Origin of the sequence: Pseudomonas sp. NPDC086581 (genome assembly GCF_044746165.1) — a bacterium.
Lineage (GTDB): Bacteria > Pseudomonadota > Gammaproteobacteria > Pseudomonadales > Pseudomonadaceae > Pseudomonas.
Genome location: NZ_JBIVBR010000007.1, coordinates 163,335 through 181,295, shown reverse-complemented (window position 1 = coordinate 181,295; position 17,961 = coordinate 163,335). Strand labels below are relative to the sequence as shown.

The following is a 17,961-nucleotide window of genomic DNA, read 5'->3' as shown; positions in this document are numbered from 1 at the left end:
ACCTAAAGCAATCCACGAAGATGATTGTATCTTTCTTGCGCATGATGCATATGCCGAGCTGGCCCATAGATTGCCACTAACTCATTTTCATACTGGGTACGATTTGCGCCCCATGCATTAGGATCCCCACTTAAACCAGGATGCTGCTGCCGCAACCGATCAACAGCTCTTTTCAAATCACCAACAACATTCCCAGGTGCATTTACGTCGTGATCCAAAACCAATGCCCGCCCAAGTCTCGACTTAAAAAAATCACTCGCTGCGTGACTATAACCAACCGGTTTTTTTCTAAGAGCCGTATGCATACGGCCGATAAAATCCACCACCTGCTTGCTTTGGAAGCTGTCATTAAGAATTGCGTGAGCAATTGAGGCAAGGGGCTTTGATTCTTTTGGAAAACCAGAGTCAGCCTGCTGAAACCCTAACTTAATGAAGTTATACAACTCCTCTCCGGTAATATTTCTACCCCCAGTTTCTGGAGATGAATAATAAATTCGCGACTTTCCGTTCTCTTTCTCAACTGTCCATCCACATTGAGAAAATAGATCATCATACAGATCTGGATTCTCGTCTTTGAACTCATAAATCTGCTGGGGCAACTCACCAAATCCTTCGGGTGTTACAGTTTTTTGCATCGCTCCTGCGCTAAGTGTTTGCCAATCCCATGCTTGGACAGCATCTAGCGCCCCTTCGTTAGACGACATTGCAATTACAATCTGCCTTTCGTCATCTGTAGCTTTTCCTGCAGCGACGAGATCGGCCCACCCGGAGAAGCTATCCAGTTTTTTAGTTCCATGGTAGACGGGCCCATAATAGGTAGTATCAGGATGGTTAGCTCGTACTCTGACCCACCTGTATCTTGAAAAGACTTTCCCTAAGCAGCAACCACAAGCACACGCATCTTGTTTGTCGAATCTGACCGTCAATCCTATTGGATGGAAGTGGTACACCTCCCCACTTCCCGGCAATCCAAGGCCCGGCGCCACATCACTCCACCACCCCAACTTCCCCATCCGTTCTTTGCTAGCCACCCAGTTGGGATTTGGCGTCGAACCGCTGTGCCCCAACAAGTCGTCCAGTGGGTCCCACTTCTGCGATCCGCCAAACCACTCACTTTCGTAGTGAATGATCAGTCTCGACACTGATTGGGCGACGGCGGGCAGGTGCAAGCCAGCCTGCAATTCGTCCGAGGTCAACATGCCGTCGGTGCCGTCGGGGACCAGGTCATGCAAGCGTTTGTGCAAGGGGCCTTTTGTCGCTTGCTCGATCCAGGGCTGATAGCGCACGAGTTGCTCGTCATTCAACTCCTGCGCTGCGCACATTGAATAGGCGAGTTCTTCCCGTGGTGTGCTGTCGTTGTAGATCAGTTCAAAGCCTTCCCAGGCCCACGGATTGACCCAAGGCGTTACGCCGACCTCTTCGCATACCCAGCCATCGAGCGATGCGAACTCGGCGCTATTGAACAGACCTTCGAGGCGATACCAATTACGAGCTTTTTCGCTGCTGGTGGCAGGAACCTGGATCTTGTATTCCGCACGCAGGCCGCTAAGCAGGCTTTTCGGCAGTATCAGATCGGTACCGGTGGGCGTGCCGGCGGCGGTGGGGCTGGGCGGATGGCTGGCGCTGAAGCTGTCCTGATGGGCAATGACAGTTGTGCCCTTGGCGAACTTCAGCCATGTCTTGCCGCTGGCGGGCAGGTCTTTCGCCCAGTCACGGCTGTTGTTGATGAAGGTCTGGACGTTCTGGCCGCTGAAGACTTCCAGGTGCAGGCGGCGCTGTGGACGGGTGTCTTTCGCGTCCTGGGTGTCACCGATATGGCCGATCAACGCACCTGCCTTGATGGCAGCGGGTGCGGCCGGTACCACAACGGCATCTCGCGCTTGTGGCTCAGGCTGCCCTTCCAGTGACCCAAAATGGACGTACTGGTTGACGCTTTCGAGCTTGCGAAAATCGCCTTCTCCACTGACGGTGACTTCTGCGCCTTTGGGCAGCTTGCCAATGATGGCGGTCCCGGCACTGCTGTTGGGTTCGGCGCGGACATTGAGTAAGGTAGTTTTCACTCGATAGAGATCGCCCGCGATTAGCTCCAGATGCTGGAAAGACAGGTAGCCTCGCAGCGCGCCTTCCTCCCCCATGAGCCAGGCAGGCCCGCGTGTACCTTCAAGTTTCCGGAAGGTTCCCTCGCCGCTGACGGTCACTTTGCTACCGCGCTCCAGCAGATCGATGACGGGGGCCGGGTGTGCAGAGTTGTGGTTGGCGCGGCTACGGACGTTCAGACCTCGCCTGCCGGCGCGGGTGTCGTTCACCGTCTGCTTCACCCGCAGCTCGGCGCCTTCGGGCCAGAACGCCGGTCGCGCGATGGAATCATCGTCCCGATAAGCCGCCCAGTGTTGCAGATGCATGTAGAGGCTATAGAAGATGAGCTCCGGCGGTGCCGCTTCGCTTCCAGCGATCGCTGGGGCCTGCAGACGATGCCTGACCAGCACGAAGCCGGTGGCAAAGGGAGCCTGAAAGGCTTCGTTCGATGCGTTGTAGAAGGTGCTCTGCGGGTATTCGGAGTCGATGCGGTAGGCGACCACCTCTCCATCGGCGATGCAGCGCACATGGGAGGGATCGGTTTTGCCATCGGTGCCGACGTCGAAATGGATGCCACCATGCCAGAAGCCATTGCGCCCCAAGGGATAGTAACCACCTGCCGCGTCAGCCAAATTGGTGAGTTGTACCAAGGGGTTGGAGCTATCACCCAAGGGGTGGCTCCAGCTCTTCAGCGATTGCTCCGTCATTTCAGAACTTCCTTTTCCACTGCCATATCAATCTGCCTGTCAAATTCCGCAGGCGGCACCGAAGGTCTCGACCGAGAAAGCTCGTCCAGCGTTGGTAGCCTTCAGCAGCATCAAGCGGTTGGAGGATTCTCCGAACTCTTTGGTATTCGTCGTCTTCAAGACAAAAACATCTACCTGGGTAGTCTTGCTTGAGTAACTCGAATGCCTGTCAAAGGTACTGCTCCGATCCACTGCCAATAGCTTTCCATCAATCCTCAGGTAGATTCGGTCATCGAATTCGACAGCCAAAGGTATTGCGCCTGTTTGATTGTTCTTTCCCACCGGCACGTGAACGCATTGAAATGTTTCCAACTCGCCGGAGGCGTGATAGTCGGCAAGAGCCTCGGAAAGTGTCAGGGGTTCGAGCTCTGCTGGTGTGCTAACCACTACAGGTGCCGCGAAACAGGGAAACGGCATAACCACCCATGCTCCCCAAATGAATAATCCAGTCAGAATCAAGTTCACGGCCGGCCCCCCTTCGAATCGACCCAGACTGGCCTTGCAACCCCGCTCAAGGAGCTGGCATCAGCAACCTCGCTATTAAGGTTGGTCGTTTGCGAGCCCAAACTTGAGGACTCACCTTGGGGAAGGATCCGACTCTCCTGTGATGGAAGAGTTGGTGTCGATGTATCAGCCATTTCAAACCATCCTTTTTCTGTACCTGATGACAAAATCACCGTGCCGGCCCCGAACTAAACGTGATCGGATGGGTTTCCCTTGCCAACTACAGCGATAGCGTTCGGTCGCTCATCCGGTGCGGTTGGCTTTCGGTGAGCTTGGGCATCGTGGGCGTCTGCAGCGGTAGTGATGCCGCGGTCTTCAGGTACTCGTAGTGCGGCGACTTGACCTTGTAATCACCTTGGGTGCCGGACTCGATGCCGCTCGGATCCAGGGTTATGTACGTACCCCCGGCGTTCAGCACGATCTTCTTCTTCGCCGTGATGCGGATTTCGTCTTCGGTGCTGGTGATATCCAGCGCCTGCCGGGCGATCAGCTCCATGCGGTCGTTCTGGGCCTGTACCTGCACAGCGCCCTGGTTGGCGATCAGTTTCATGCCGAGCTTGCGCACGAACAGGCTCATCCCTTCGCCAACACCGATGAAGAGGCGCTTGACCACGCTGACGTCCGCCTGGTTGCCGGCGTTGAGCATGAGGTTGCGTTCGGCTGCCAGTTGCAGGTGCGTGCCGCTGGTCACGGCGATGCCCTTGGGAGCACTGAGGAGCAGGACGGAGGATTTCAACTGGTCAAGGTCCTTGCGCAGCAGGTCGATTTGGGTCTGCACCTGGGCTGGATCGGCCTTGGCGGTTTCGGCATCGGTCGAGAGGCTCCGTATCTCTTCGCCGGCTTGCTCCAGGCGGGCGATGGCTTCCTGCATGGCCAGCACCTGACCTTGCGCGCTGGGCTGGACGTCGGCGCTGATGAACACGCCCTTCCCTGCCCGCACCGAACCCCAGCCGTCGGTACGCAGCTCGAAGCCTTCACCGCGCTGCTCACGGTTCGCATCCACCAGATGCCCGAGGTTGAGCTGGCTCTTGCCGCTGTACTCGGTGCTGAGCTTGATGTGTTCCTTGCCGCGCGAGTCGTCCATGCGCAGCTTGTTATTGGCCGGCGTGCGCAGCACGTTGCGCTTGTAGTTCTTCAGCGTGACGTGGTCGGGGTGCTGGCTGTCGTGGATCGCGTGGGCGATATAGGGCCGGTCGGGGTCGCCGTTTTCGAAGGCGATGCGCACTTCGGTGCCCTGGATCAGTGGCAGGTGCAGACCGTAGGTGTCGCCGGCGTAGGGGCGCGCCAGGCGCAGCCAGAGGCTTTCGCGGCCGGCGGGCCAGGTGTCGCGGTCGAACAGGAAGTGGCACTTGTAGCGGCCTTCCATGTCGATGTGGCCATAGAGGTCGTTGGGCTCGGGGCTGGTGACACGGGCCGGGATGGTGCCGGCGATCACCGGTTTGGCCGGTACGTCCGGACGGAAGCAGATGTGCTCGGCGTAGGGGATGGTTTCGAACTGCGCCTCAAAGCTGCGGTCGCGGGCGGCGCTGCTGTGCAGGCGCACGATAACTGCGCCGGAGGCGAAGGCTTTGGGCGCGCCGTCGAGCTTCAGTACCTGGCCGGGGGTGATGGCCGGGGTACTGGTGACGCCGGTCAGGCGGATGCGCTGGTTGAGATAGCGCTCGTGAGCAAGGCGCGCGTAGAAGTAGCCGCTCTCGCTTTCCAGGTCTTCGTCCTGGGCATAGGCATCGCCGAGCGTCTGATGCGGCTCGCCATAGTGGTAAGCCTCGCCATAGGTGGTTTTCGGCGAGTTGAGCTGATCGATGCTGGCGTCCAGTTGCGCGCCAGCATCGCGATAGTAGTAGGCGCGGTTGCTGACCTGCTGCTGCACGACTGCATGGCTGACCTGGAGGTTCCAGACGGCATCCTGCCCGGCGGACTCCAACGATGACAGCGGGCGTAAGGGCAGCGGCGGCGCGGGGAGGTAATGCCGCTGGTCGTCCGAGAATTCGCATACATCGATTTTCAGCCGTGCATCCATGCTGAAGCGGTACCAGATGCCAACCTCGGAGGTGAGGCGCTGGATGAACGCCAGGTCGTCCTCGCCATACTGTATCGTCTGTTCGCGCTGCGGGTATTCGCGGGTCAGGTCGAAGAGGAAGTCCTGCCCTTCGAAGTCGTTGCGGCGTAGCACCTGCTCGACGATCTCCGGCACGCTCTGGTTCTGGTAAAGGCGGTACCGGCGGGCACGGTCCAGCAGTTTCAGGCGTGGCTCCAGCGTCACCTCGTAGTGGGCTTCGTCACGCGACCCGGAGAGCCGTTTGAACGAGGTGATGCTGCCATGCAAGGTACGCAGCGGTGCGGCAATCGGCGGCGTATAGCCGGGAATACCCAATTGCTCGGGCGGCGCGCGCAAGCTAAAGCTGGCGTCCTTGAGCAGGAAGGTGTCGGCGTCGAGGTCGAGATCGGTGCTGGTGAATTCGATGCGGTAGGCGAAGGTCTGGCTCAGCCCTTCGCTGCCGCTGAACGCCAGCACATCGAGTGGTGCAGCAACGCCCTGGACTCCGAGGCTGTGCCGAGAATGATCGAAGAACGTCCGCAATTCATTAAGCATGGTTCAACTCCTCCTGGTGAGTCCCATTGCTGTCGCCGAATGTCAGAACGGCGCCCTCTTCTTCGCTGTAGCCAAGGCTCACCCAGCGGCTGGCCTGGTGTGCGGCCTGACGCTGCAGCAGTTGCTGGCTGAGGACGGGAAGGATCTGCTGGTTGAGCAGGCTGTCGATGTTGCGCGCGCCGCTGTCGGGCAGCAGGCATGCAGCCACCAAGGCGTCTTCCAGCTCTGCCTCGGCACGGCATTTCAGGCCGTAGTGACGTTGCAGTCGGCGTGCGACCTGGGCGAGCTTGATGGCGACGATTCGCTTGAGCGCGCTGGCATCCAGCGGGCGGTAGATCAGTGTCTGGAAGCGTGCCAGCAGCGCTGGCTGGAAGTGGTCGCGCAGGGCTGGCCTCAACAGCTCCTGCAAGACGCTATCGGGTGCGTTGGGCTGTTCGTCGACCAGTGTTTGCAGGCAGTCACTGCCGAGGTTGGAGGTCATCAGGATGACGGTGTTGCGGAAGTCGATCTCGCGCCCTTCCCCATCACGCATGAAGCCGCGGTCGAAGACCTGGTAGAACAGGTTGAGTACGTCGCGGTGGGCCTTCTCCACTTCGTCGAGCAGTACCACGCTGTACGGACGCTGGCGCACGGCTTCGGTGAGCACGCCGCCCTGGCCGTAACCGACGTACCCCGGAGGCGAGCCCTTGAGCTGGCTGACGGTGTGGGCTTCCTGGTACTCGGAAAGGTTGAGGGTGATCAGCGATTTCTCGCCGGCGAACAGGCAGTCGGCGAGTGCCAGCGCGGTTTCGGTCTTGCCCACTCCACTGGTGCCCACCAGCAGGAAAACTCCCAGTGGGGCGTTCTCGCTGGTCAGGCCGGTCTTGGCGGCACGCAGGCGCTGGGCCAGTGCCGCCAGCGCGGTGTCCTGCCCTATCACCCGCTCGCCCAGGCGGTTTTCCAGGTCGAGCAACCCGGCCTGTTCGTCCTTGAGCAAGCTGCCTAGGGGGACACCGGTCCAGTCGGCGATGACCTCGGCGACGCTACGGGCTTCGACGTCCAAGGTGAGTAATGGATGGTCCTGCTGGGCGTCGGTCAGTTGTGCCTTGAGCGATTCGATATGAGCGTGATCGGGCGACTCGGCCTGGCGGGCCTGCAGCAGTTGCCGGGTCAGCTCGCACTCCCGCTGGTACTGCCGTTCGAGACGACTCTGGCGCTGCGAAAGATCGGCTTCGTTTATCGCTATCGCTTCCAGGCGCTCGCCTGCACAGGTGCCGGCCAATTGCGCATCCTGCTGCAGTGCCTGGCGCTCCAGCTCCAGGGCCGCACGCTCGGCCTTGACCTGCACCAGCACCTGGGGCTCGCAGTCCAGCCCCATGCGCACGCGGGCGCTGGCGGTATCGAGCAGATCGACGGCCTTGTCGGGCAAATGCCGCCCGGTGAGGAATCGCCGCGACAGGGTGACAGCGGCCTGCACCGCCTCATCCTGGATATGCACGCCGTGGTAGCTGGCGTAGCGGGACTTCAGGCCGCGCAGCATCAGGCAGGCGCCGGCATCGTCGGGCTCGTCCACCTTGACCATCTGGAAGCGGCGTTCCAGGGCCGCGTCACGCTCGAAGTACTGCTTGTACTCGGACCAGGTGCTGGCGGCGACGGTACGCAACTCGCCACGGGCCAGGGCCGGCTTGAGCAGGTTGGCCGCATCGGCGCCGCCGGCCTGGTTGCCGGCGCCGATCAGGGTGTGGGCCTCGTCGATGAACAGCAGGATCGGCGTGGGCGATTGCTGGACGGCGTCGATGACGTTCTTCAGGCGCTGCTCGAACTCGCCTTTCACGCCAGCGCCGGCCTGCAGCAGGCCGAGGTCGAGCGTGCGTACGCTCACCGGTTTGAGGCTGTCCGGCACGTTGCCTTCAGCGATACGCAAGGCCAGGCCCTCGACCAGCGCGGTCTTGCCCACACCGGGCTCACCCACCAGTATCGGGTTGTTCTTGCGCCGGCGACCGAGGATATCGATCACCTGGCGAATTTCATTGTCCCGACCGTAGACGGGGTCGATACGTCCTTCCCGCGCCTTGGCGGTGACGTCCTGGGTGAACTTGTCGAGGATAGCGAGCAGTGCGTCCTGCTTGTCTTTCGGCGCCGCCAGTTCCGTACGCGGGATTTCGGCCAGGGCCGCCTCGCGCTGTTGCTGCGGCCGCTCTTCCGACTGCTCGTCCAGCCAGGGCAACAGGCGCTCCAGCTGCACTTCGCTGAGGCTCAACAGCGGCCACGCCGCTTCGCATTCCAGCAATGCCGGCGTTTCGAGCAACGCTGCCAGCAAGTGGATCGAACGCAGGCTCTGGTTGTCCTCATTCAGTGAGGCGCGCAGCCACGCGTTCTTGATCAACTGCTGCAGCTTGTCAGCCAGCTGCGGCTTGCCGCGCACCTGCCGCGGTAGGCTGTCGAGATGGTCCAGCAAACCTTGCCAGATGCCGTCCAGGTCCCACTCATAGCGTCGCGCGATCAGCGTCAGATCGCCCTCGCCCTGCTCCAGCAACTTGAGTAGCCAGTGCTCGACACTGATGCCTGGGTGGGCACGCGTCTGGCAGAGCGTAGCGGCGACGCTCAGTGCCTGGGCGCAATAGGGGTTGAGGCGGCGAAGCAGGTGGGTGGACTGCTGTCCCATGATGCGTTCCTTGCTCGTGGCGGTGGAGCTGCCGATCGGCAGCGGTGACGAATCACCCGTGATATCTCGGGGAAGTAGCTGGCCACCGGACACCCGGCGGCCAACCCGATCACGGCAGTCGAGCAATGCCGACTGCCGGGCGAACGGCGTCAAGCGGTCTGACGTTCGTTCCAGGCGTCGGCATGGATGATGTTGCCGTCCTTGTAGGTCCAGGTGATTTTCTCGTAGCGCAGTTCCACCTCTTCGAGGTGGTTGTGCTTCTCCTTGGAGGGGTCCTTGATGTCGTGCATCTTGGGCGCCACTTTCACGACCTTGACGTTCTCCAGCAGGGTGTTGAAGTACTCGACCTCCTGGCCGGCGTCGTCGATGCGATACCACTTGAACTCAGCGCTCTTGAGGGTCTGGCCGGAGCTCACCGCCTTGTAGAAGTACGGGCTGGACGCATCGATTTCCTTGGTGAACTTGAACGGCGTGTGGATGCGGGTGCCAGTCAGCTTGCCGGTGTTGTTGTCGGTGGGGATGTACAGGCTGTGATCCTGGGCCACGACTTCGACACTGCCTTCACGGCTCTGGACGTTGACCGAACCCTTGATGTCCGCGCCGCCGTCGTCTTTCAGCCACAGGTAAACGGGAATTGCCATGGGAAGTTCCTTCTATTGGGTAGAAAGCGTCGCCTGGTAATGAGGCGACTGGGGTTGTCCTTCCAGCGCCCTGACGGGAAGCACGCAGGCCCCCGTTTCCGGCACCAGACGGATATCGACCCGGCGGTTGGCCGCTCGGCCCGCCGGTGTGTCATTGCTGGCGATGGGTTGCGAGGCGCCATGGCCTTGCACTGCGAAACAGCTGTCGGGCAGATCGCCCATCTTCTGCATCCAGTCGCGAACCGCACCTGCGCGATTCCGTGACAGAGCCAGATTGCGCGCGTCGTCGCCGGTGGAGTCGGTGTGCCCGGCGATGACGATCAGCCAGCCCGGCTGCGCCTTGATGCCGACCAACGCGTTGACCAGCACCTTGGTCGAGCCCGGTTTGAGCTCGGCACTGCCGCTGCCGAACAGCGAGAGGCTGTCCAGCCGGACGGGGTCGGGAATCTTCATCGCGGGCTGGGCGCTGGCGATCGGTGGGCGATAGGCAGCGATGGCGGCCAGTAATGGCGGGCGAATCCGCTCCGCCGTATACAGGCCAAGTCCGAGAGACAGGGGTTCGCCTTCGCGGTAGTAGCGATCCAACCTGACGGCGTCCTTCCGAAGGACAGCTATCGCCTGCTCCCTGAGGCCATGCTCGGGCTGGCCCGGCGTGGAGGGTTCGGGGATCGCCTGGTAGCGGCGCAGGTCATCGCCCACCTGGCGGAGCAGCAGCACGTTCTGCCACGCGGAACTGCACAGCGCGACGAACCCCGCGAGAACGAACAACCACAGTGCACGCAGCAGAGCCCGCCGGATGGGCGTGAGCCCGGGTTGGCGAGGCAGTAATGTCAGGAAGGGATCGGGAAATGGCAGGGTTGCCTGGCTGCCGGTTTCCACGACCGTAAAAGGCTCCAGTGCGGTCCGCTCCTGCAGCCAGGTCGACCAGAGATTGCCGGGGTGCATCACCGACGCGCCGGGAACCAGCGCCATAGTACAAGCAACAGGGGGACACAGCGCCGCCCTCGCCTCTCGGGACGACAAGTGCGGCAGTACCGCAATCGCCAGCCAGCTCGCCAGGCTTTCGGCCTCGACGCATAGGCGCATGCGCTGCGCGCGCGAAGGGATGTCCGTGCAGCTCAGTTGCCAGTGATCCAGCGGAACGCTCGCTGAACCATCGAGAACCGCCAGCCCTTCGTGGCCCACCTCGCTGGTGAACCACGAGCGCTCGCTGCGCGCTGCATGCAGATAGCTTCCCAGCAGTACCGGCAGCACCACGCCACTGCGGCGAACGCGAGTGACCTGAAGACGGAACGACTGAATGCTCCCCGCCAGCCGGGCCTGATCCGGTCGCTCAGCGGGATTGACTATGTAGAAGGCGCTGATCTGCCCTGCCCAGTGCGGACGACTCGCCAACAGATAGTCGACGACTGATGTCAGGCGTTCGAGGCTCGGCACCCGCACATAGCAGCCCTGCTCCGTCACGCGCACGACCAGCTGCTCGGCCGGTGCATCACCGAACAAGGCGAGCAACCCATCGCCACAGACAACGACGACTGGCTGGCGATACTCAGTGGAAGGCAAGGCACAACCCTGGGCCAGAACCATCGTCTGACGCTGGCGTGAAGCAATGCGACCGGCGAACAACCAGCCGAGGGCTGCCAGCAGAATGACCAGCGATGCCGACATGCCGCGCTGCAAGGGAGACAAAGGAAGTATCGCCAGGATCAGGACCAGTCCCAGCCCCCCGGCCCAAGGCCACAGGGCGCGCGTCCAATTGAGCTGCATGGGCATCCTTACACCTGGCCGGGCAGCAAGGTGGCGACGGTATCGACCAGCAGGCGCTGCAGTACCAGCCACAAGCCCACCAGCAGGGCAACCGCCACCGTCAGGTGGATCCAGGGCTCGCCCAGCCAGCGAAGCCAGCCACCTCCGCTCGCGCGGATCAATAGCGGTACCTTTCCAGCCGCACCAAAGGGCTTCACCTGCTCATTCAGCGCGTTCAGGAGGCGCTCGCGTTCGGCGTGATCCTGCTGCGCGTAGCGCCCCAGGAAGCCCAGCATCAGCACACGCTGGTAGCAGGTCAGAACACGCAGGTCCGGGGCGGGTTCAGCGAGGGCTTCACGCATGTCTTCGTAGAGCTGCTCGCCGGCCTGGTGGCGGTTGAAGAAGTGTGCCTGCAGGGGCTTGGCAGTCCAGACCGAACGCGTCTCGTCGCTGGCCTTGCGCAACACCATCTCGTCGAGCAGCGCGCATTGCGCATAGCAGATCTGGTTGATCGCGCGCTGGCTCATCCCGGCTTCGATGAGGCTGTTGCGGCAGCTTTCGATCTGCGCTGCGCAGTGCTTCCACAAGGCTTCGCCGCCTTTCGCCGCAGCGCCCTGCTGCAGTTCGACGACCAGCAGATAGCTGTCCTGCAGGAGCGCATCGATATCAACGCTGCTGGATTTCCCGAGCATCTTCGTCATGAGCGCAGCACCGCGAACAGATCAAGCTGGACGTCCCCGAGCGTGCCGGGGACATAGAGTGCGCAGGTGCCCGAGGACAACATGGCGCGGCCCATCGGATGGTTCAGGTCGAGGGCGAAGTACTGGTTGCCCAGGCGAACCGGTATGGCGGCGGGGACGTGGCTCAGCGGTAGCAGCGGAACGCCGTCGAGCGCCACGTTGACGAGGTGATCGACTTCATCCGGGCTCCCCACTTTGCACAGCCTGGGGAACTGGCTCTGGATTTGCGCCGTCGGCACGCTGGAACGCACCGACAGGTAGAAGTCCGCGCCGTCGGCTTCACGCAGACGCCCGTCGTGCAATGCCACTTGCCAGCGGTTCGCGGTGGGCCTCTCGAGGTCGAGTGCGATGACCCGCGACGGCAGGCTGGCTTCCAATAGCGTGGAAATCAGCCGGAAGAGCGGCGGGAATACCGCCTCCAGCTGCTCATGCCGGTAGGCTGGAATGGCGCTGATGTCATGCTCCAGCGAGAAGGTCAGCAGGCTGCCCGCGAGCTTGATCAGTTCCAGGTAGACCAGTTCCGGATGCCGCCCCGGATGCGCAAGGAGATCTGCCAGAACCGGCTGGTAGCTGTTCAATGCGTTGAGCAGCCAGAACAGCGAGACGTCCGCCACGGCAAAGTCGGCCATGCGCTGATTGCTCTCGCGGCGCATGCCCATCAGGCGGCTGCGCTTGGCGGCCAGCTGGGTCATCAGGTTGTCCAGTTGCTCCAGCAAAGGCGGATGCGCGTCGAAACTGAGCAGAGGCGGAACGAACGACGGGTCCAGTGTCCAGACCCCTTGCCCGTCGCGCTGTACCCGAGCCACCGGGCAGGTCAGGTAATCGGCGTTTTCGTCGCTGCCCAGGCGTAACGACAGGATGTGCTCCAGCGCGGCCATGGACTCTGAGTCGTCGCCGTAGAGATCCTGCACGCGCCGCCAGTCCTGGCGATAGCGAATCGGTTGGGCTGGCTTGCCCTCGCTGATCTGGCAATTACCGCCATTGGCATGCTCCAGTGGCAACGCCAGCAGCAAGGTGGCTGACATTTCCTGCTCGGGGAGACGGTCAAGATCCAGCGCGGGCGGCAGGCGGTCGGCCATGTCGCTGTCGATCAGGGCTCCGTCCGGGAGCCGCACCCGCAGCCGGGCAGCCTTGAGCTTGCCCAGCCGCAGTGCGTCATGGTCGAACACTACAGCCTGCACCCCCCAGGGGTGGACCCACGACATGCGCGCCACGCATTCGTTGGTCCAGGCCTCCCAGCGTGCCTGTTGCTGGAATTGCTGCGGGGACAACAAAGCCCCCGCGGCCCATAAGGGGCGGTCGATCTTCATGAATGCCTTCCGTAACGACGCTTAGGCTTTCGCCTTGGGCATTTGCGACACCAGGGACAGGTTGACGTCCATGCCTTCCACCTGGAAATGCGGGATGGCATAGAGCTTCACGCGGAAGAAGCCGGGGTTGTCTTCGATGTCCTCTACCGTCACTTTGGCATCGCGCAGCGGATGCGATGCCTGCAGGTCGTCGCTGGGATCGGTCATCTCGGTGACCAGGCCACGGATCCAGTTGTTCAGCTCTAACTCCAGGACGCGACGGTCCTTGGTGGTGCCGATGTTTTCGCGCTGGATCAGTTTCAGGTAGTGAGCGATGCGCGAGAGCAGGAAGATATACGGCAGGCGCGCGTTAATGCGGCTGTTTGCGGTTGCGTCGGCGGTCTCGTACAACGCCGGTTTCTGTGCGCTATTGGCGGAGAAGAAGCAGGCGTAGTCGCGGTTCTTGTAGTACGAGAGCGGAATGAAGCCGAGGTTGGCGAACTCGAATTCGCGGGTTTCCGGGATCATCACTTCCGACGGGATTTTCACCTGGTTGCCAGTGCCAAGGTCATACAAGTGAATTGGCAGGTCGGTAACCGCCCCGCCCGCCTGCGGACCGCGAATCTGCACACACCAACCGTTGTTGATGAAGCTCTTCACCATATTGGCGGCGAAGGCGAAGGAGGCATTGGTCCAGAGGTATTTGTCGTGGTCCGGCCCCTTCACGCTTTCGATGTAGTTGAAGCTGCGCACCGGCACGGTATCAGGCCCGTACGGCAGACGCCCCAGTACTCGCGGCATGGTCAGTCCGATGTAACGGGCATCATCGGAATCGCGAAATGACTTCCACTTCAGGTACTCGGCGCGATCAAAGTAGTTGCCGATGTCCTTGATCGCGGCCACTTCCTCCATGGTGTCCTTGCCGAAGAAGGCCGGCCCGACAGCGCCAATGAACGGCATGTGCGCCGCCGCCGCTACTTTGGAAATGCTGCGCAGCAGCGCGATATCCTGCGGACCCCGATCGAACTCGTAGTTGGAGATTGCCGCCGCGATCGGTTCGCCGCCGGGGGTGTCGTACTCCTGGGTATAGGCGTGGACGTACAGACCGCTCTGGGCGATTTCGGGAGCATCCTCGAAATCCTGCACCAGGTCGTCCTTGCTGATGTCCAGCAACTCGATGCGCACGTTGCGACGGAAATCGGTCTGATCGACCAGCGACTTCACACCACGCCAGGTGGACTCGACACGCTGGAAGTCAGGGTGATGCATGATTGCATCCAACTGGCGGCTGATCTGCCCGTCCAATTGGGCGATGTGCTCATCCAGCAGGGTCTTGTCGAGGCGTTCGACTTTCTGCGAAGAGCGCTTGAGCAGATCGAGGAAGACACTGACCGCTGCGGTGACGCGCTCGTCGGCGGATACATCGGAAAGCGCATCGGTATTCTGGAAGACCTCGATATCGGTCAGGGAAGACACCGGGCTGAGGTTGATCCTGTCGAACAGCGTGGCATAGACACCCTGCCCATCACGGGCCAGGACGGTGCTGCCGGCGGCGGATACGGTGCTGGTTTCTACGGACATGTCACTCTCCTTATTGTTTTGCTTCGTCGTACGGAGCCAGCGCGGCCAGTTCGGCGCGCAGTTCATTGCTCAGGGCGTCATCCTTTAGGATTCGCTCCAGCTCACGACGGAAAGTGACGTTGTCCAGAAGGTTCGACTTGAGGTCACGCAGCAGGTTGCGCATGGCCAGTAAAGCGCGAAGTTCGGGCAACTGGCGCGCTACCTGCTCCGGCTCGAAGTCCTTCACGTGGCGGAAAGTGAGTTCGACGCTGGTGTCAGAACCATCGCCGGTCAGTGTATTGGGAACCGCCAGTTTCACGCTGGGGCGAAACTCGCTCAGTACACTATTGAAATTATTCTTGTTGATATCGACTTTGCTGCGCTCCGACAGCGGCCGGTGCTCTCGGCCGTTACTGTAATCACCCAGCATCAGCAACTTTAGCGGCAATTCGACCTTCTTTTGCGCGCCGCCAGTATGCAAATCAAGCTTTATATTGACGCGAGCCTTTGGAACTTCATTCTGAAAACTATCAGACGCCATGATCACCCTGCCTTACAATCCCTTTGTTAATGCAAGCACGCACCGCGGCCAGCACTGAAAGTACGGACCGACATACGAGACGAATCGAAAAATCGAGTTACTTGAATCACCCGAACTATCGACCAGATATTCAGGCCACCTCTTAAGCTCTCTCTGGAAAATCCAGAAATTCGAATACTGAACAATCACCCTTGCCTTCTGAAAGAGGCTCAAGACTGCCATGAACCTTTCTTAATTCAACCCCACCTACAATGGATAAATAAATCTAGGAAACAGCCTACAAATCCGAATCGAAAATCGCTTCTAACAAGTAGAAATTCAAACTCCCAAAGGACAATTCGCCGCAAGAAAAATCAGAGCAGGCCAAATTCAAACCGCGGAGACCACGCAATTCATTCGCGCAGATCGAATCAGTCAGAACCCGCATCCCATTAATTTCATTCCACCGAGCGCCAGTCAGAAGGCTCAGGGCTCGGCCCGCTCTGCTGGCGGAACTGAGCACCTTCGGGTTGATCTCCGCTCTGCTGGGCGATGGAGCTTTCGACATGTAGTCGCGGATTTCCCTTGGTGTTCCGCTGCTGCTGATCGTCTTTGTAGAGGAGAATGCCTCGCCATCCCAAGGAGCCACGCTGAAATGACTGCCATGCCGCCCCAGGCGCCCCCGCTCAACCTGCGCCCACTGATGTTCGAAACCTTCGTCTGCACGGTGGCGGTAATGTCCTTCGTCGCACTGATTGGTCCGGTAGCGCGCACCCTGGGCCTGGCACCCTGGCAGGCGGGGATGACGGTCACTGTCGGCGGCATCGCCTGGATGCTCATGGCGCGTGTCTGGGGTATCGCCAGTGACCGCCTCGGCCGCCGTCGCGTGCTGCTCAGCGGCCTGGCTGGCTTCGCAGTGACCTACGCGCTGCTCTGTGCGTTCATGGCACTGGCACTGAACACCTCCATGTCACCGCTGCCGGCCTTCATTGGCATCGTTGCACTGCGCGGGTTGGCGGGAGGTTTCTATGCCGCCGTGCCGGCTTGCTCCGCGGCGCTGGTCGCGGACCATGTGAGCGCGGACAAGCGCGCCTCGGCCATGGCCGGGCTGGGGGCCGCCAGCGCCGTGGGCATGGTAGTCGGGCCGAGCTTCGCGGGCCTGCTGGCCATGCTCGGTCTGGCACTGCCGCTGCTGCTCACCTGCCTGCTGCCGCTGCTTGCGTTGGCCGTGCTGTGGAAGTGGCTGCCGCATCACGAGCGCGCCCACCAGCGCAAGGGCCCAGCCCTGGCGATCAGCGACAAACGTCTGCGCCGCTCGCTGACCCTCGGCTTCATCGCCATGGTGTGCGTGACCGTGGCGCAGATGACTGTCGGCTTCTTCGCCCTCGACCGGCTGCAACTGCCGCCGGCGGACGCCGCCCGCGTGGCCGGCATCGCGCTCACGTCAGTGGGTGTGGCGCTGATCTGTGCGCAGATGCTGGTGCGCAAGCTGAACTGGGCGCCGCTGCGCCTGATCAGCGTTGGTGGCACCGTCTCCGCGCTGGGCTTCGCCACGGTGTGCTTCGCCGTGGCACCCTGGATGCTCTACGCCTCCTGCTTCGTCGCTGCCGCCGGCATGGGTTGGGTCTTCCCCGCCGTCTCGGCGCTCAACGCCAATGCCGTAGAGGCAGACGAGCAAGGCGCCGCTGCCGGCAGCCTGGTGGCCGTGCATGGGCTAGGCATGATCAGCGGCCCGTTGCTGGGCACCCTGCTGCATCAGATGGACAGCCGCGCTCCCTATGTACTGGTCGCCGCACTTCTGCTTTGCGGCGTCGCCTGGACCATGCTGCCGTGCAAGAGAGCCGTTAGGTGACCTATACCAACATTGCGCCGTAGATGCGCAGCGGCAGCAGGTCCAGTGGCGCATTGATCGATACACCAACAACGCTTGTACTGGAGCACTTCGACCACTACCTAAGCCCCTGTCGGCTGATTACCTTCACAAGGTCGTGGACACGCCTCGCCGATCCAATTCGAACACCTTGCTGCGCTGCAGGCATTCGCGTAGCCAGCGCTCGGCCTTGCCTGGCCGTCGCTGGCGTTGCCAGAGCAGGTCGACGCCCACCAGCCAATCGGTGTGCGGGTAGGCCTCCAATTGCAACTCCACCAGCTCGCCCGCCGCCAGCTCACGCTGGATCAGTTGCCGGGGAAGCGTTGCCCAGCCGAGCCCGGCCCGGACCATTTCCACCAGCGCCAGGTAGCTCTCCGCCTGCCAGACCTGGGTGGCGCGAAGGTATTCGCTGCTGGGAAGCTTGTGGGCATGCGCAACGTAGGCCAGGCGACGGTGCGCGCGCAGGTCTGCGAATCCGACCTGTTCGCGCTGCGCCAGCGCGAACTGCGCATTACAGACGTGAGCCATGATCAGCTTGCCAAGCTGCTGGAAAGCCAGTTCCTGCGGGTATTCCGGCTGGGAGAACGCCACACCGAGGTCGGCCTCCCCCTTGAGCACCAGCTCGCTGACGTCGCCATGCACGGGGTGGCGGATCAGCAGGTCAACGAAGGGAAACACCGCGTCGAACTCACGCAGCGCCGGGATCAGGGAACCGTACGGCACCTCGATAGCGAGGGTCAGCGATGGCTCGATCTGCTCTGCCAGGCTGTCGGCACTGCCCTCCAGGGCATAGCAGCGCTCCAGTACTGCTTCCGCCTGCAGCAGCAGTTTGCGACCCGCCGCGGTGAGTGCCGGGATCCGACTGGAGCGGTCGAACAGCTCCACCCCCAGGTCCGCCTCCAGGTTGGCGATCGCCGCACTGACCGTGGACTGTGTCCGTCCCAGGCGCCGCGCCGCTGCGGAGAAGGACCCTGCCTGGACCGCCATGACGAACACCTGTAACTGCTCCAGCGAAAAGCGCATGGTGATTCC

12 protein-coding genes are annotated in these 17,961 nt (G+C 61.6%); 1 reads left to right on the top strand and 11 read right to left on the bottom strand.

Translation table 11 applies throughout. The annotated features are described in order from the left end of the window. Positions 1–2: 2 nt before the first annotated feature. The 10 genes from ACIPK7_RS15885 to tssB form a co-directional block, all read right to left on the bottom strand. A complete protein-coding gene (locus ACIPK7_RS15885; protein ID WP_401088801.1) occupies positions 3–2,783 on the bottom strand; it encodes a hypothetical protein in 2,781 nt (926 codons plus the stop codon). Between the two features lie 39 nt (positions 2,784–2,822). Next, positions 2,823–3,287, bottom strand: a complete 465-nt coding sequence (locus ACIPK7_RS15880; RefSeq protein ID WP_401088799.1) for a hypothetical protein — start codon at positions 3,285–3,287, stop codon at positions 2,823–2,825. A 259-nt stretch (positions 3,288–3,546) separates the two neighbouring features. Next, on the bottom strand, positions 3,547–5,919 hold the full coding sequence (locus tag ACIPK7_RS15875) for a type VI secretion system Vgr family protein (protein WP_401088797.1): 2,373 nt from the start codon (positions 5,917–5,919) through the stop codon (positions 3,547–3,549). Continuing rightward, positions 5,912–8,563 carry a type VI secretion system ATPase TssH gene (tssH, locus tag ACIPK7_RS15870; RefSeq protein ID WP_401088795.1) on the bottom strand — a complete coding sequence of 884 codons (2,652 nt, stop codon included), beginning with the start codon at positions 8,561–8,563 and terminating at the stop codon, positions 5,912–5,914. The genes ACIPK7_RS15875 and tssH overlap by 8 nt, the downstream gene beginning before the upstream one ends. A gap of 149 nt (positions 8,564–8,712) precedes the next feature. After that, positions 8,713–9,204 (bottom strand): Hcp family type VI secretion system effector, encoded by a 492-nt coding sequence (locus tag ACIPK7_RS15865; RefSeq protein WP_017519252.1) that lies wholly within the window; start codon positions 9,202–9,204, stop codon positions 8,713–8,715. A 12-nt stretch (positions 9,205–9,216) separates the two neighbouring features. Then, positions 9,217–10,971, bottom strand: a complete 1,755-nt coding sequence (locus ACIPK7_RS15860) for an OmpA family protein (protein WP_192432653.1) — start codon at positions 10,969–10,971, stop codon at positions 9,217–9,219. A gap of 8 nt (positions 10,972–10,979) precedes the next feature. Then, a complete protein-coding gene (gene tssL, locus ACIPK7_RS15855) occupies positions 10,980–11,651 on the bottom strand; it encodes a type VI secretion system protein TssL, short form (RefSeq protein WP_192432654.1) in 672 nt (223 codons plus the stop codon). Further along, on the bottom strand, positions 11,648–13,000 hold the full coding sequence (gene tssK, locus ACIPK7_RS15850; protein ID WP_192432655.1) for a type VI secretion system baseplate subunit TssK: 1,353 nt from the start codon (positions 12,998–13,000) through the stop codon (positions 11,648–11,650). Before tssK ends, tssL begins: the two co-directional genes overlap by 4 nt. Positions 13,001–13,021: 21 nt before the next feature. Next, positions 13,022–14,560, bottom strand: coding sequence for a type VI secretion system contractile sheath large subunit (gene tssC / locus ACIPK7_RS15845; RefSeq protein ID WP_192432656.1), 1,539 nt, complete (start codon positions 14,558–14,560; stop codon positions 13,022–13,024). Between the two features lie 10 nt (positions 14,561–14,570). After that, complete coding sequence (gene tssB / locus ACIPK7_RS15840) at positions 14,571–15,080, bottom strand: type VI secretion system contractile sheath small subunit (RefSeq protein ID WP_401088792.1); 510 nt, start codon at positions 15,078–15,080, stop codon at positions 14,571–14,573. Positions 15,081–15,714: 634 nt separating this feature from the next. Between tssB and ACIPK7_RS15835 the strand changes: the two genes are divergently transcribed. After that, entirely contained in the window at positions 15,715–16,911 is a 1,197-nt protein-coding gene (locus tag ACIPK7_RS15835) for an MFS transporter (RefSeq protein ID WP_401088790.1), read from the top strand. 126 nt (positions 16,912–17,037) lie between these two features. Here ACIPK7_RS15835 and ACIPK7_RS15830 read toward each other — a convergent pair whose 3' ends face one another. Continuing rightward, on the bottom strand, positions 17,038–17,952 hold the full coding sequence (locus ACIPK7_RS15830; protein ID WP_401088788.1) for a LysR family transcriptional regulator: 915 nt from the start codon (positions 17,950–17,952) through the stop codon (positions 17,038–17,040). Positions 17,953–17,961: the final 9 nt, after the last annotated feature.